We start from the raw sequence: 14729 nt of genomic DNA, 5'->3' as shown, positions 1-14729 counted from the left end.
GAACGATGAAAGCAGTCACCTGGCAGGGCCGCCGCACAGTCGAGGTACGGAGCGTGCCCGACCCGCGGATCGAGGAACCGACGGACATCCTCGTGGAGATCACCACCACCGGCCTGTGCGGCTCCGACCTGCACCTGTACGAGGTCCTCGGCGCCTTCCTCGACGAAGGCGACATCCTCGGTCACGAGGCCATGGGCATCGTGCGCGAGACCGGACCGGGCGTCCACGCGCTCACGCCCGGCGACCGGGTCATCGTGCCGTTCAACATCTCCTGCGGCACCTGCTTCATGTGCGTCCGAGGGCTGCAGTCCCAATGCGAAACCACCCAGGTCCACGCCTACGGCACCGGCGCGGCCCTGTTCGGCTACACCAAGCTCTACGGACAGGTCCCGGGCGGGCAGGCCGAACTCCTGCGGGTACCCTTCGGCAACACCCTGCCGGTCGCCGTCCCGCACGGGCCCCCCGACGACCGCTTCGTCCTGCTCACCGACGTCCTTCCGACCGCCTGGCAGGCCGTCGAGTACGCCGGCGTCCCGCCGGGCGGCAGCGTGGCGGTGCTCGGCCTCGGCCCCATCGGCGACATGTGCACCCGCATCGCCGCTCACCGGGGCGCCGGCACCGTGATCGGGATCGACCTCGTGCCCGAACGGCTGGACCGTGCGAAGCGGCGCGGGGTCGACGTGCTCGACCTCGGCCGGCTCGGCAGCCGGGTGGTCGAGGCGGCCCGCGAGCTGACCGGCGGCCGGGGCCCGTGCGCGGTGATCGACGCGGTCGGCATGGAGGCCCACGGTTCCCCGGCCGCCACCGCGGCCCAGCGGATGACCTCGCTGCTGCCCGACGCCCTCGCCGCCCGGCTGATGTCCCGGGTCGGCCTGGACCGCCTGCACGCCCTGCACCTGGCCGTCGACATGGTCCGGCGCGGCGGAACGCTGTCCGTCTCGGGCGTGTACGGCGGCATGACCGACCCGCTGCCGCTGCTGACCATGTTCGACAAGCAGCTCACCGTCCGGATGGGCCAGGCCAACGTCCTGCGCTGGATGTCCGACCTGCTGCCGCTGGTCACTGACGGCGACCCGCTCGGCGTCGAGCAGTTCGCCACCCACCACGTCCCACTCGCCGAGGCGCCGGCCGCCTACGAGATGTTCCAGGCCAAGCAGGACGGCGCCGTCAAGGTGCTGTTCCGGCCCTGAATCGTCGCGGTGTTTCCGGGCCCACGCACGCCGGCTGCGCTCACCTCCGCTCGTCGAGCGCGGTGGCCAGATCCGCGCGGCCCCGGATGCCGAGCTTGCGGTAGCAGTGCGTGAGGTGGGTCTCCACCGTGCGCACGGCGATGTGGAGCAGCGCGGCGATCTCCCCGTTGCCGTGCCCGGAAGCAGCCATCCGTGCGACGCGCAGTTCGCCGGCGGTGAGCGCGCCGCCCCCGGTGTGCTCGGGCCGCGGCGGCCTGGCGCCGTATTCGTCCAGGGTCCGGCTCACCGTTGCGCGTGGCCGCGCGGCCCTCAGCCGCTCGGCCGCCTGCGCGGCCTCCCGGAGCACCGTACGGGCACGCTGGTACCGGCCGGCGCCGTGCAGCGCCTTCCCCAGCGAGACGAGCGCGGGGACCAGCTCGGGCAGCGGCTGCGCAGAGCCGCGCAGCACGTCCACCGCCTGCTCGGCGAGTTCCAGACCGCGCCGGCCGCCGAGGGACACCGCCAGGGCCCGCATGGCCCTGCCCGTGGTCCGGGGCGTTCCCCACACCTGGGCGAGTCGAAGTTCCTCCGCCGCGAGCGGCACGGCCAGTTCGGGCGCTCCCAGAGCCACGTGGCAGTCGGCGGCGGCGGACCGCCACGGCGTCACCACCGGGCTCTCCACCTCGCGCGCGGACTGCCGCCGTCCGCACTCCAGGAGGCTGCGCAGGGCTCCGCGCGGATCACCGGAGGCCGCGAGCAGCAGGCCTCGCGCGTAGAGGAATTCGTTCCACTCCCAGGACTCGTACGGTCCGCCGGCTCCGAGCGCATCGGCGAGGCACCGGGCCTCGGTCAACCGCCCGGTTTCGGTCAGGGCGATGAGGGCCTGGGCGTGCAGGTGGACGGTGCCCGGCCGCGGCCGGATGCCGTCCGTCCGGGGTGCCCGCAGCAGTTCGGTGTCCGTGAGCAGCGTGGCGTCCGTGAGCAGCGCGTCGTACCGGCCGCGCAGCACCTGACCGCGTGCCCGGACGTCCGCCAGGCGCTGGTGACCGGGGTGCAGCAGCCGCGGCTGTCCGGCGGCGAGCCCCCGGGCCACCAGCCGGTCGGCCTCCTGCCACTGGTCCGCGCACTGGGCCAGGCCGGCGGCGGACGCCAGCAGGTACGGTTCGAGCAGCGGATCCAGCGGGACGGCCGTCCACGACCGGACCCGTTCCATGACCTGGTCGGCCGACAACAGCCCGGCCGCCGCGGCGTGTTCGGTGAGCAGGGCGTGTACGGTCGGGGCGACGCCGTCCGGCGATCGCTCCTCGGCGCTCTTGAGTTCCGCCACCACCCGCAGCCAACTGTCGCTGTCGTGCGCGGCGATCAGCGCCGTCGCCGCCTGCAGAGCGTGCGCCGGTTCCGTCGAGTCCGCGCAACTGCCCGACAGCTCCCGTAGGACGTCCAGGGCGGCGTGCACCTCGCCACGGCCGGCCAGTGCCGTGCCGAGGGCGGTGGCGACCCGCACCTTCCCTCCGGGACTCCGCTCCAGGCGCAGCGCCTGGGCCAGGTGCCGGGCCCCGCCGGCCCGTCCGGCCCGTGCTTCCAGGCAGCCGAGTTCGCCGAGTACCGCGCTGCGGCGGTCGGCGGGCAGTGGTTCCTCCAGTGCCCGCCGCAGGCAGGCCTCGGCCTCCTCCGGCCGCGCGGCGCGGACGGCGAAGCCGGCCGAGGCGATCAGCGCGTCGGCGGCCCAGGTCGCGCCCACGGCGGGGATCACCAGCAGGTGGCGGGCCACCGCGTCCTCCGGATCGCCGCGGTGGTGCAGGAGTTCCGCGACGCGGCGGCGCACCGCCACGCGCTGGTGCCGGTCGCCGGACGCTCGGACCGCGTCGCGCAGCAGGGGATGGCGGAAGGTCCACCGGCCGTCCGACCCGCCGTCCCCGAGCATGCCCTGGCGGGCCAGCTCGGCGGTCCAGCCGGGGAGCCGAGCGGGGTCCACGCCGGTCGTCTCCGCCACGAGGGCCAAGGCGCCCTCCTCGTCCTGCAGTTCGGCCAGGGCCCGGGCCGCTGCGGCCGTCCGCGGACCGGCGCTCCGCAGCCACCGGGCCACCGCGCCGGTATAGCCACCCGGGTACAAGTCCGTGCACGCCGAGGGCAGTTGGGTGAGGGCGGCACCGGCGGTGGTCTCCCGCAGGTCGGCCAGCAGTGCCCGTAGCAGCAGGGGATTGCCGCCGGTCGCCCGGAAGCAGTCCTGGGCCAGCCCGTGTGCGGCGCCGTCCCCGAGAGCCGCGCGAACCAGCGCGGCGCAGGTCGGCGGACTGAGCGGCCTCAGCGTGCACGTCTCCGCCGCGGACTGCCCGAGGACATCGGCGAAGCCGGGAGCCTGCGGGGAAAGGTCGTACTGCCACCGCTCGGTGACCACCAGCAGGACGGGGAGCCGCTCCAGCCGACGTGCCACCTGGGCGAGCCAGCGGCGGGAGGGCGGGTCCGCGAGGTGGACGTCGTCGACGGCCAGGAGGACCGGTCCGGCCGCGGCCTTCGACCGCAGCAGCCGCCACAGGCGTGAGGGCAGGTCGATGCCGTGCAGCGAGCCGTCCCACTGTTCGATGCCGGTGAGGGGCACGAGTGGCGTCGGCTGCCCCTGGAGCGCGGTCTCGAAGAGCTGGAGCGCCACGCCGAACGGGACGTTCGACTCCTGCTCGGAACTCCGGGCGTTGAGCACGACCGTCCCGTGCGACCGTTCCTCGCGGACCACCGCGTCGAGGAGCGCGGTGCGGCCGGTGCCGGTCCCGCCTCGGATCACCGCCGTTCCGCCGGTGCCCGTGCCGGTCTGGACGAGCAGGTCCCGGAGGAGGGCCAGGGAGTCCTCGCGCTCCCGCAGACCGCCGGAACACCCGGCGCGGGCGAGGGCGAGGTCGTGGACGGTGGCGCTGGTCATCTCGGTTCTCCTGGGCGGTCCGGGTTGTCCTGGGCGGTCCGGGTTGTCCTGGGCGGTCCGGGTTTTGTCCTTGGCCGCGGCGCGTGCGGCACCGGGGCATGCTGGGCGGTGACCCCCGGCCGGGCCACCGCACCACCGTCGCGCCCGCCTCGGACGGTGACAACCGGATCCCCGGCGCGATGTCCCGAATCATGCGATCCCTGGCCGTCCGACCTGCTCGGCTAGGGTGGCGGCCGTGACGACGACTGCCCGCCGCGTGGTGATCATCGGCTATGACCAGGTGGAACTGCTCGACCTCGCCTGTGTCACCGACACCCTGGAGGCCACCAACCGGCTCGCTGCGGAGCCCCTGTACGACGTGACCGTGGCGTCCCTGCACGGCCGGCCCGTGCGCGCGTCGAGCGGGCCCTCGATGATCAGCCAGGCCGCCCTCGAACGTGTTCGGGGCCCGCTGGACACCCTGCTGGTGTCCGGCGGCCACGGCCACGCCCGGGCCGCCGGCGATCCCGAACTCATCGGCCAAATACGGCGGTTGGCAGCCCGCAGTCGCCGGGTCGCCTCGGTGTGCACGGGTGCCACCCTGCTCGCCGCAGCGGGCCTGCTGGACGGGCGCCGGGTGACCACCCACTGGGCCTACGCCGACGAGTTGGCCCACCGGTACCCGGCGGTCACCGTGGACCCGCGTCCGCTCTACATCGTGGACGGCGACGTCTGCACCTCCGCCGGCGTGACCAGCGCCCTCGATCTCACCCTCGCCCTCGTGGAGGCCGACCACGGCCCCGACCTGGCGCGAACGGTGGCCCGCTGGCTGGTCACCTACATGCAACGCCCCGGGAACCAGGCGCAGTTGTCCGTCTACATCAAGGACTCGCCACCCGAGCACCGGGTCCTGCGGCAGATCGTCCTGCACATCACCGGCAACCTCGACTCCGACCTCGGCACCGCCGCCCTCGCCGCGCGGGCCGGCGTCAGCGAGCGCCACCTCTCCCGGCTCTTCCTCACCCGACTCGGCGACTCCCCGGCCCGCTTCGTCCGCACCGCCCGCAGCGAGGCCGCCGCCCGCCTGCTGGAGTCCACCGCCCTTCCGCTGACCGCCGTCGCCCGCCGCTGCGGCTTCGGCTCCACCGAGACCATGCGCCAGGCCTTCCAGGCCCGCTACGGCACCACCCCTTCCGCCCACCGCGCGGCCCTGAACCGGCCGAACGCGGTCATCGAGGCGGCGACCCCCGCCCTGCCGTGACCGCCGACGTCCGTTGATCGGACCGCTGCGGACCGGGCGTGCGGGGGGCCGGTGCCCGGGCGTACGGGGGGGCGGTGCCCGGGCGTGCGGGAGGGTCGGTACCCGGACGGGCGGGGGCCGGTGCCCGGCGGCCGACCGGTGGGGTTCCCGACCGGTCGGCCGCCGGGGAGACGGTCAGAGCGGCAGGCCCTGCCAGCCGCCGAAGCCGGTGGGCGTGGTGCCCGTGCGGCAGTACACTCGGCCGTCCGTCCCGATGGCGAACACGTGCAGGACACCCCCACCGTCGACGAGCGCGGTCGGGTAGTCGAGGACGGTGCCGCCGAGGTCCTGCCAGGGGCCGTAGCCGGAGTTCGGGGCCGTCTGCGCGGTGGTGCTCACGCCGCCGCCGCCGTTGCGCTCGAACAGGACGACCTGTCCGCCGAGGTTGGCCGCCGCCGGCTCGCCCACTCCGGCGTGACCGCCGAGGTTGGCCTGGGACTGGCTCCACGGTCCGCCGAGCCCGCTCTGGTAGCTGACCAGCATCGCGCCGGTGCCGGCCTCGCGGTAGGCGAGTTCGATGCGGCCGTCCTGGTCGAGCACGGCCTTGGGCGGGCTGGCCGGCTGGGCGCCCGGGACCGGGCCGGGGCCGGCGATGGCGCCGTTCGGAGCGGTCTGCCACCAGTTGACGATCCCGGTGCGGGTGCTGGCGAACACCTCGATCCTCCCGGTCCCGTTGCGGATCGCGGTGACCGGGTCCTGGAGGTCGGTGCCGCCGAGGTCCTGCCAGGCGTCCGTCCAGACGCCGCCCGGGGTGGTCTGCCAGATCGTGCTGAGCCCGCCGCCGCCGTTCTTGACGAAGATCTCCAGCCGCCCGTCCTAGGAGGCGGCCACCGCGGGCACGCCGACCTGGTCGGCGTTGCCCAGCCCGGCGTTGGGGTTGCCGTGGTCGGCCCAGCTGTTCCACCACCAGCCGTTGGGCGTGCCCTGCGGCAGGGAGATGATGTGGTGGTCGGTCAGGCGACGGGCGAAGATCTCCATCCGGCCGTCCGCGTTGGTGCCGACGGCTATGCCCGGCGCCAGCCGCCCGCCCGGGTCGGCCATCCGCGCCGGACCGCCCCAGGTGCCGTCCGCCTGGCGCCAGTAGGTGTACAGGGCGCCGGCCCGGACGACGAAGACCTGCGGTCGGCCGTCCTGGTTGAGTCCGGCCCAGGAGGTGCCGCGGGACCAGCGGTAGTACATCCGGGAGTACCAGGCGGTCTCCCAGCCGCCCCCGTGGTCGTGGCTGGCGTACTCGGAGACGAACAGGCCCTTGACGCCGGCCGTCGCCGGGTCGAGGTTCGCCGGGGAGTCGGTGATGTTGTAGTCCCGGTAGTTCACCTGGATCAGCGCACCGCCGTACTGACTCGCCGCCTGGCCGGCGAACTTCGCGGCGGTGACGTGATCCGAGTGGTCGCCCGCGTACCGGCTGTCCGGGAGTTCGTCCTGGGCCCGGAGCACGGTCGGCTGGTACGTCACCATCAACTGCCGCAGCACCTCGACGACGTCCGCGGCCGTGTAGGTCGACGGTCCGGACAGCAGGCTGCCCTTCGGGACGATCGTGGTGCCGGTGCCGCCGTCCAGGAGGCCGGCGAGGCCCATGTCGTGCAGGTTGAGGAAGATCAGGTGCACCGGCCGGTCCTTGAGGACGTACCGTTCGACCTGCTTGCCCGCGACCCAGCACACCTCGGCCGTCCAGTGCCCGACCTCGTCGGTCGACGGGTCGGTGTCGCCGACCCCGGTCATCCGCGAGTAGGCGTTGATGGCGCCCATCTGCCGGTTCCAGGTGCGCACCGAGTCGCCGGCGGGGCCGTCGCAGGAGGACCCGGCGCAGTCGCCGGTGATGTTCCCTGCGGTGACGAACACCGTGACGGACGGAGTGCCGTTGGCGAGCGCGTTGGACAGGTCCGGGTTCATGAACAGGATGTCGTCGTCCTCGTGCGCGACGACCTGCATGAACAGCGGCCCGGAGCCGGCGGCCACGGGCGCACCCACGGCCGCGGACGCGCGGGTCGCGGCCCCCTTGGCCAGCAGAGGTGCGGCGAGGGCTGTGAGTGCGACGGAGGTGAGGAGTTGCCGTCGTCCGATTGCCATGTCATTCCCCCCAAATTCGAGATCGGCGAGCCTGTGATCACGCCAGGCAGGAGATTAGCGCATTAACGGGCAGGCAATGCGCTGGGCCTCACCTTTGCAATCTGCCGGCAGGAAGGCGAATTGACGTGAGGTCAAACAGCTCTGCCCGACTCCTGCTCATCGGCGCGGCCGCGTTCCCGCCGGACTGGACCACTAGGGGTGGCGCCTGCGCCCACTACGTGCCGAATTCAGTCGCGGCATGCTGCCTATCGGGCACCGCGGTGCGGGCACGTGACGGGAAAAAAGTCTCCCTCGGTCGACGGCATTTCTTCGACCCGGGCGACCGGGCCCGATAAGGCAAGATGCCAGCCTGCCCACAGCCCGAAAACGCCGAGGACTCGCACAAGCCACCGTTCGGGGCGCCCATGTCGCATGCGGGCAGCTCACGACCGGCACTCAGGCGCCTCAGGATCTACATTCCACCGCCGCAGCCGCCCCCACAGCCACCGCCCCCGCACCCGCCGCCACCGCACCCAGCCCCTCCACACGCACCGCCCACGCCACCACCGTCGTGGCCCCCCTCGGAAGCGCGGGCGGCGCGACGGGCACGGGCGGCGGCGACCGCCGCTTCGCGCACAGCCTGCGCTCGCGCCTGCGACGCGGCCAGCGCCAGCCGGAGTTCGTGCTCCGGCGGCAGGGCGTTCAGCCCTCCGAACGCCACGCTTCCCCAGGTGTCCCGCCAGCGGGCCTGGGCACGGGCTCGCGCCAGCACCCGGTCGCCGAGCGCGGTGGTGTGGCGGCGGTGCGGCCTGTGCCGGCGTACGAACAGCACGACCGCACAGCACAGAGCTTCGAAGGCCAACGCCGCCGGCAGGCCGTTTCCCCCGTCCGCGACCATCCAGCACACGGCCACCACGCCGGCCGTCATCGACAGCCCCAGCACCAGCCGCAGCCGGGCAGCAGCCGTCGCCGCGCGCAGGTACAGGTTGCCGTCCTGCAGCAGGCCTCGGCGCGTGAGCCGGCACCGCAACGCCGCGACAGCCGAGCCCGCCTCCACCTCAGCCACCACGTGCAGCAGGTCGCGTGTGCGGACCTGCCCCACCGAGGCCACCACCGCAGCCTCGAAGTCGCCCTTCAGCTTCCGGCGGGTGACGGTCACATCACCTGAGCGGGACGCGACCAGGTCACCACGTTCGTGCATCAGCAGGAGCGCGGTCTCACCCACGTGCCGGGCCAGGCACGCCAGTTCGTACAGCCGCTCAACACTCTCCCCTTCTCCCGCCTCCCGCTCCGCCAGGTACAGCTCCCGCACGGCTGCACGATGGCCGAGCCCAGCCACGAGAAGGGCCAGTCCCGATGCGAAGAAGAGCCCCACGAATAGCCCCACCAGACCCCCCTTCGCCGCCGGTCAGGCCAGTGTGGGGCGGGACACCGCACGCAACAACCTTTCTGTTGGTCAAAACAGACGATCAGCCACTTCGAGCCGAACCGACTCCGCCACGACCCGCCGCACCCGGAACCGCAGCAACGCACAGGCGCACCAACCGGCAACCCGCACAACCCTGTTGCCTGTTTCCCCTCCGGGAACTCACGAAAGCGCGACCACGCCCGCCGTGCACGCGATCCCGCCGTTGGGGCGGCGCACCACACCTGGCAGTTGAGGCCCAGTCGCACCGATACGTTCGACTGCCCGTTCGCTCTACGCGCCGCGCCAACCAGGCCCGCGGACCGGCACCGCGCTGTCATCGGGGCCATGCTGGAGGCCGTCGGCGGCGCGCGGAGGAAGGCGGAACGGGCCGGTCCCCGAGAGGTCCGGCCCGTTCCGCATTTTCAGTGCCCCGTGGATCAGAAGTCAGATGGAATGGACCACCGGCCCGAGTGTTCGAAAACCTCACAACCGTCGTGTTCAAATCGAACGGCCCCATCGAACTCGGATTTTCCATTCGCGCAGGCACCGTAGTCGAGCCCAAGCTTGCCGGCCATGGGGAACCAGTAGCGACAAAAGCCGCACTGTTCACCGTACCATTCTGCCCGATATTCCGGTTTACTTGAGTCGCGATTGCGTCGACCAATCCATCGGTCGTGGATCACGTCCAGTTCCTCCGGGTCTTCCGCGGAGCGCTTGTCACTCACTTCCCACCTCCAAGGACTCGAAGGACGCTGTTCAGGCTTCTGGCCTTCCGGTCATTTCCTGTAGGTCGAGTCTTCTAGGGCTGCCCGTAAACAGCGGCACGGCCTCATGTCCGGCGATGCGCCGGCTGTCAGACAAAGAGGAGATCGACCTGGCGATCTGCGCAGAAGTACAGGACGACGCGGAGCCGGCGAGCGTCGTCGAGGTGCTGGTCGGCCAGAGGGTCCCGGTCGTCCTCCTGCCACTGGAGGATGATCTCTTCGAGCCGCGGCAGCATCGCTGCGCACTGGTCAGGCGTGAGATTCGGGCCGCCTGTCTCCGGGTGGCCCAGCAGCGGCGCGAGGGTGGTGGCAGCGGTGCTCCAGGGGGGATCCCCGCCGAAGCCGTGCATCGTCGAGGGATCAATGCCCTCGGTGCGTGCCAGGCGCTCGCGGAAATCAGCGAACCTCGTGTAGGACCAGCAGACGTCCGGGCTGTCGTTGTTGCCGTCGCCTGGGAACAGCACGAGTCCCATGTCCGCCTCCGCTCTCGAGGGCAACAGGATCGGCTGCTCCGGGGGCCTCTGGCAACTGAAATCGTCTTCGCCGTGCCTTGCGTGATCACGGCTTCGGAGCCGTCCTGGATCGCCCACGCGGGCCGGGACGGAGACCCGAATGTTGGTCACGGAAGGCGGACGTTCGGCTGTCCCGGCTGTCGAGGGCGCGCCGGTCGATCGGCCCGACTTCGGCTCGCTTACAGGGAGATGCCGCAGTACAGGCCGCACTGGCCCGCGTCACGGGCGAGGTCGGCCAGGCGCTCCAGGAAGTCGGCTATCAGTTCCGCGTCGTGGCCCGCGCCGTCCTCGGTGAGCGTCCACGCGGACGCGGCCTCCTCCAGCCGGCTGCTGCCGGCCAGCGCGAGCGCGTCACGGAGGGTGTCGGTGAGCGAGACGAGCCAGTGGCCCTCGTGGTGCGGATCGCTCAGCAACTCGCAGAAGCGCGGGGCGGCTTCCACCTGCTCCTCGGGGACTCCCGTCAGGGCTGCCTCGATCGCACCGAGGAGCGCGAAGGGGTCAACGCCCTTGAGGCCGACCGTACCGAACCGGTCGTCGACCCGGCCGTCCTCGAAGATGCCCAGTGCCTGTGCGTCGTCAGCGGCCGCGTAGTAGTCGTAGAGGTTTCCCATGGCTTGATCGTGCCAGTCACCCCTGACAGCCGGTACGAACACGTGAGCTCAACTCAGCCGCGATGGCGTGGTGCCCCTATCAACCGAGGCGTCGGCGGCCTGTCATACAGTCCTCAGCTGTGACGACGACCCTGATGACGTACGCGGGCACCACCGCGCCCACCGCACTGGTCACCCGCACCGGCGGGGTGCCGCTGGCCCCGGCCGGGACTTCGTGGCCTCAGTGCTCCACGTGCGACGGGCCGATGCAGTTCCTGGCGCAGGTGCTCCTCGACGATCTCGGCCGCCACACCGGCCAGGGCGCCGCAGAGGGACGGGACGTGCTCGCCCTGTTCATGTGCCAGAACGACCCGGGCATGTGCGAGGAGTGGGATCCGCAGGCGGGCGGCAACCGCGCACTGCTGTTCCCCACGGCCGCACTCCAGCCGATCCCGGTGCCCACGCTGGACGAGGACGAGGACGAGGACGACGACCGAGAGCCGATCCTGCTCGGCGCGGTGAGCGCCATCGCGTACGAGGAGCCGTCCACGGCAGCGGATTACGGCCAGGCCTGCAAGGACTGGGCGAGCCGGCCGGGCCGGACCCAGCTGGACGTCCTCGGCCAGCTGGGCGGGCGGCCCGCGTGGCTGCAGAACGACGAGACCCCTGCCTGCCCGGCCTGCGCAGGGGAGATGCCGCTCGTCGTCCAACTCGAGGAAGGGCGGGACCACGCCACCGCGATGAACTTCGGCGGTCGCGGCGAGGCCTACGCCTTCGCCTGCGAGCCCTGCGCACAAGCCGTCTTCCTGTGGCAGTGCTGACGGCAGGAACCTGGCCGCGGGCCCTGCCGTTGTCGGCGCTGCCGCCCATGGTTCTCCGGTGGGCTCACGCCGCGATGGGGGCCGGGACGCGGAGGGGTGCCAGGGCGGTGCTCCAGGCGATGACCTGGTCGAGCATCGTGTTCAGGGCGGGCAGGTTGTAGTCACCGGGCTTGAAGACGTGGTAGTTCTCGAACTCGGTGACCAGGGACAGCGCGACCTGTTGGCGCACGTCGGCCATCTGGAGCTCGCCGGCGACCAGGCGCAGTTGTTCGACGGCGCGGACGCCACCGACGCCGCCGTAGGACACGTAGCCGACCGCCTTGTTTCTCCACTCGGCGTAGAGGAAGTCAAGCGCGTTCTTCAGCACGGCGGGGATGCCGTGGTTGTACTCCGGCGTCACGATGACGAACCCGTCGAACGAGGCGATCCGGGCCGCCCACTGCCGGGTGTGCTCGTTCTGGTACTGGCCGAGCGACGGCGGCAGGGGTTCGTCGAGGTGCGGCAGCGGGTGGTCGCGGAGGTCGATGAGTTCGAACTCGGCGTCGGTGCGGCGCGAGGCGATGTCGAGCACCCACGTGGCGACCTGTTCGCCGTTGCGGTGGGGGCGGGTGCTGCCGAGGATGATGCCGATCTTGAGCATGACGGGCCTGGCCTTCCTCGTTCGCGGTGCCCGGCGTGAGTGGCACCTGCGGGGTTGCGCTGCCCGGCAGATCGTCTGCTGAGCAGACAATCTCGCCAACAGCAGACCGGCGCCTATCATTCCTGATATGGGAGGAATTCCCGATTCGGGCAGCGAGACCCAGACTGCGCCGGCCACGGGGTGCGCCGACCTCGCGGAGGACTTCGGCTTCTCGCTGATGGCGGTGGCGCACGCCTACCGGACGGCCGTCTCTCCGGTGCTCGCGGGCGTCGCCCGTGGCGCCCGCGGATTCCAGACGCTCGCGGCCGTGGTCGACGGCGACGGGCCGAACCAGATCGCGTTGGCCGGCTACCTGCGGATCGACCGCACGGTGATGACCTACCTGCTCGACGACCTGGTGGCGGCGGGCCTCGTGGAGCGTCGACTCGACCCCGCCGACCGCCGTCGGCGCAGGATCGTCGCGACCCGACAGGGCATCGAGACCCTCCGTGACCTGCGGCGGCAGGTGCGGGCTGCGGAGGACGAGCTGCTCTCCGGCATCGACCAGGACGAGCGCGAGGTGCTCCGGGCCCAGCTCGCCCGGCTCGCCCGCGCCGTCGCCGGGGGCGAGCCGGGCGGCCCGCCCTGCGACATCGGCGCCGACTCAGCCAACTCAGAAGAATCAGCCGACCTGTCCGACTCCTGCGACGTCACCGTCAGCCCAGGGCGCGGTCCAGGTTGAACGCGGCGCTGATCAGCGAGAGATGCGTGAAGGCCTGCGGGAAGTTGCCGAGCTGTTCGCCGGTCCGGCCGATCTCCTCGGCGAACAGGCCGACGTGGTTGGCGTAGGTGAGCATCTTCTCGAAGGCCAGCCGGGCCTCCTCCAGCCGGCCGGCCCGGGCGAGCGCCTCGACGTACCAGAAGGAGCAGATCGAGAAGGTGCCCTCGGAGCCCCGGAGCCCGTCCGGACTGGACTCCGGGTCGTAGCGGTAGACCAGCGAGTCGGAGACCAGGTCCGAGGTGAGCACGTCCAGGGTGGCGAGCCACTTGGGGTCGGTGGGCGAGATGAACTTGGCCATCGGCATCATCAGCAAGGACGCGTCGAGGACCTTGTCGTCGAGCCCCTGGACGAACGCGCCGCGTTCCTCCGACCAGCCGCGGGACATGATCTGCCGGTAGATCGCGTCGCGGGCCTGCCGCCAGCGGGGCAGGTCGGCGGGGAGGCCACGCCGGTTCGCGATCCGGATCGCCCGTTCCAGCGCGACCCAGCACATCAGCCGCGAGTACACGAAGTCGCGTCGGCCCCCGCGGGTCTCCCAGATTCCCTCGTCGGGCTGGTCCCAGTGGTCGCAGAGCCAGTCCGCCACCGCGCCGACCGCGTCCCAGCCGGCGCTGCTGATCGGCTGGCCCCACTTGTCGTAGAGGTAGACGGCGTCGATCAGGGCTCCGTAGATGTCCAGTTGGAGCTGGCCGGTGGCGGCGTTGCCGACCCGGACCGGTGCGGAGCCGAGATGGCCCTCCAGGTGCGGCAGCTCGTACTCGGGCAGCTCGCTGCGCCCGTCGATGCCGTACATGATCTGCAGCGGGCCGCCCGCACCGGTGCCGCTCATGATGCCGCGCTCGCCGAGGAACCCCATGAACGCCTCGGCCTCCGAGGTGAACCCGAGGCGCAGGAGGGCGTAGACGCAGAAGGCGGCGTCACGGACCCACACGTACCGGTAGTCCCAGTTGCGCTCGCCGCCGATCCGCTCGGGCAGGCTGGTGGTCGGTGCGGCGATGATCGCACCGGTCGGGGCGTAGGTGAGGAGCTTCAGCAGGAGCGCGGAGCGGTTCACCATCTCCCGCCACCGCCCGTGGTAGCGCGAACCGGCGAGCCAGTGGCGCCAGAACCGGACGGTCGCCTCGGCCTGCTCCTGCGCCTCGGCGCGCGGACACGGCCGGGCCGGGACGCCGTCACCGATCCGGTCGAGGGCGAACACGTGGGACTCGCCCTCCAGCAGCTTGACGTGCGACCACACGTCCACGCCCGCGCGCTCCAGGGGCGCGGTGGAGGTCAGGGCGAGCGAGAGCGACGGGGAGCGGAAGACGGCCCGTTGGCCTTCGAGGTGCACGGTGTGCTCCTCGGCGCCGTATCCGAAGCGCGGGGCGATCCGCGCCCGGAACGGGATCACGCCGCGGACGCAGAGCACCCGCCGGATCAGCCGGTGGCGGTCCGCCTCGCGGGACTCGTCGACGACGGGCATGAAGTCCTGGATCTCCGCCACCCCGTCCGCGGCGAAGAACCGGGTGATCAGGACGTTGGTGTCGGGGAAGTAGAACTGCCTGGTGCGGGCCGGCACGTCCGCGCACAGTTCGAAGCAGCCGCCCCGATCCGCGTCGAGGATGGACGCGAACACGCTGGGCGCGTCGAAGCGCGGGCAGCAGTACCAGTCGATGGTCCCGTCGGTGGCGACGAGCGCGGCGGTACGGAGATCACCGATGACGCCGTGCTCGGAGATCGGCAGGTACCGGGAACCGTCCAGCTGCCCGAATCCGCCGCTGCCGTTCTGCGCCATGGCGGCCTCCTCACCCAGGGGTACGGGGCGTCGAGCCGAACCTCTTCAT

13 protein-coding genes are annotated in these 14729 nt (G+C 72.1%); 4 read left to right on the top strand and 9 right to left on the bottom strand.

Annotated features, from left to right (window positions below; genetic code table 11):
* Positions 1–5 precede the first annotated feature (5 nt).
* The gene (locus tag VM95_RS03855; RefSeq protein WP_045692548.1) at positions 6–1190 is read left to right on the top strand and encodes an alcohol dehydrogenase catalytic domain-containing protein; all 1185 of its coding nucleotides are present in this window, start codon (positions 6–8) and stop codon (positions 1188–1190) included.
* A 40-nt stretch (positions 1191–1230) separates the two neighbouring features.
* On the opposite strand, the gene VM95_RS03850 is transcribed toward VM95_RS03855, so the two are convergent.
* Positions 1231–4083: an AAA family ATPase gene (locus tag VM95_RS03850; RefSeq protein ID WP_078859571.1), complete on the bottom strand. Its 2853-nt coding sequence runs from the start codon at positions 4081–4083 to the stop codon at positions 1231–1233.
* A 235-nt stretch (positions 4084–4318) separates the two neighbouring features.
* Here VM95_RS03850 and VM95_RS03845 point away from each other — a divergent pair, with 235 nt between their 5' ends.
* Positions 4319–5323 (top strand): GlxA family transcriptional regulator, encoded by a 1005-nt coding sequence (locus VM95_RS03845; RefSeq protein ID WP_208615395.1) that lies wholly within the window; start codon positions 4319–4321, stop codon positions 5321–5323.
* 174 nt (positions 5324–5497) lie between these two features.
* Here VM95_RS03845 and VM95_RS03840 read toward each other — a convergent pair whose 3' ends face one another.
* The 6 genes from VM95_RS03840 to VM95_RS03815 form a co-directional block, all read right to left on the bottom strand.
* Positions 5498–6169 carry a DUF8189 domain-containing protein gene (locus tag VM95_RS03840; protein WP_482258705.1) on the bottom strand — a complete coding sequence of 224 codons (672 nt, stop codon included), beginning with the start codon at positions 6167–6169 and terminating at the stop codon, positions 5498–5500.
* A gap of 9 nt (positions 6170–6178) precedes the next feature.
* On the bottom strand, positions 6179–7432 hold the full coding sequence (locus VM95_RS03830; protein WP_078859570.1) for a PIG-L family deacetylase: 1254 nt from the start codon (positions 7430–7432) through the stop codon (positions 6179–6181).
* Positions 7433–7883: 451 nt separating this feature from the next.
* A complete protein-coding gene (locus VM95_RS03825; protein ID WP_157881986.1) occupies positions 7884–8723 on the bottom strand; it encodes a hypothetical protein in 840 nt (279 codons plus the stop codon).
* A 533-nt stretch (positions 8724–9256) separates the two neighbouring features.
* The gene (locus tag VM95_RS39915; RefSeq protein WP_107072842.1) at positions 9257–9544 is read right to left on the bottom strand and encodes a DUF3027 domain-containing protein; all 288 of its coding nucleotides are present in this window, start codon (positions 9542–9544) and stop codon (positions 9257–9259) included.
* Between the two features lie 128 nt (positions 9545–9672).
* Positions 9673–10056 (bottom strand): hypothetical protein, encoded by a 384-nt coding sequence (locus VM95_RS03820; protein WP_045692542.1) that lies wholly within the window; start codon positions 10054–10056, stop codon positions 9673–9675.
* 218 nt (positions 10057–10274) lie between these two features.
* Complete coding sequence (locus tag VM95_RS03815) at positions 10275–10706, bottom strand: hypothetical protein (protein ID WP_045692541.1); 432 nt, start codon at positions 10704–10706, stop codon at positions 10275–10277.
* Positions 10707–10825: 119 nt separating this feature from the next.
* Here VM95_RS03815 and VM95_RS03810 point away from each other — a divergent pair, with 119 nt between their 5' ends.
* A complete protein-coding gene (locus tag VM95_RS03810; RefSeq protein ID WP_244178614.1) occupies positions 10826–11506 on the top strand; it encodes a DUF1963 domain-containing protein in 681 nt (226 codons plus the stop codon).
* Positions 11507–11570: 64 nt separating this feature from the next.
* On the opposite strand, the gene VM95_RS03805 is transcribed toward VM95_RS03810, so the two are convergent.
* Positions 11571–12146, bottom strand: coding sequence for an NADPH-dependent FMN reductase (locus tag VM95_RS03805; protein WP_045692539.1), 576 nt, complete (start codon positions 12144–12146; stop codon positions 11571–11573).
* A 127-nt stretch (positions 12147–12273) separates the two neighbouring features.
* Here VM95_RS03805 and VM95_RS03800 point away from each other — a divergent pair, with 127 nt between their 5' ends.
* A complete protein-coding gene (locus VM95_RS03800) occupies positions 12274–12867 on the top strand; it encodes a MarR family winged helix-turn-helix transcriptional regulator (protein WP_063773444.1) in 594 nt (197 codons plus the stop codon).
* Here the strand turns inward: VM95_RS03800 and VM95_RS03795 are convergent.
* Entirely contained in the window at positions 12842–14680 is a 1839-nt protein-coding gene (locus VM95_RS03795; protein WP_045692538.1) for a glycoside hydrolase family 15 protein, read from the bottom strand. The two genes, VM95_RS03800 and VM95_RS03795, sit on opposite strands and share 26 nt — an antisense overlap.
* Positions 14681–14729: the final 49 nt, after the last annotated feature.

The organism is Streptomyces rubellomurinus (assembly GCF_000961885.1).
Taxonomy (GTDB): Bacteria; Actinomycetota; Actinomycetes; order Streptomycetales; family Streptomycetaceae; genus Kitasatospora; species Kitasatospora rubellomurina.
The sequence above is the reverse complement of the archived record's forward strand: the minus strand, read 5'-3'. Positions and strand labels throughout refer to the sequence as shown.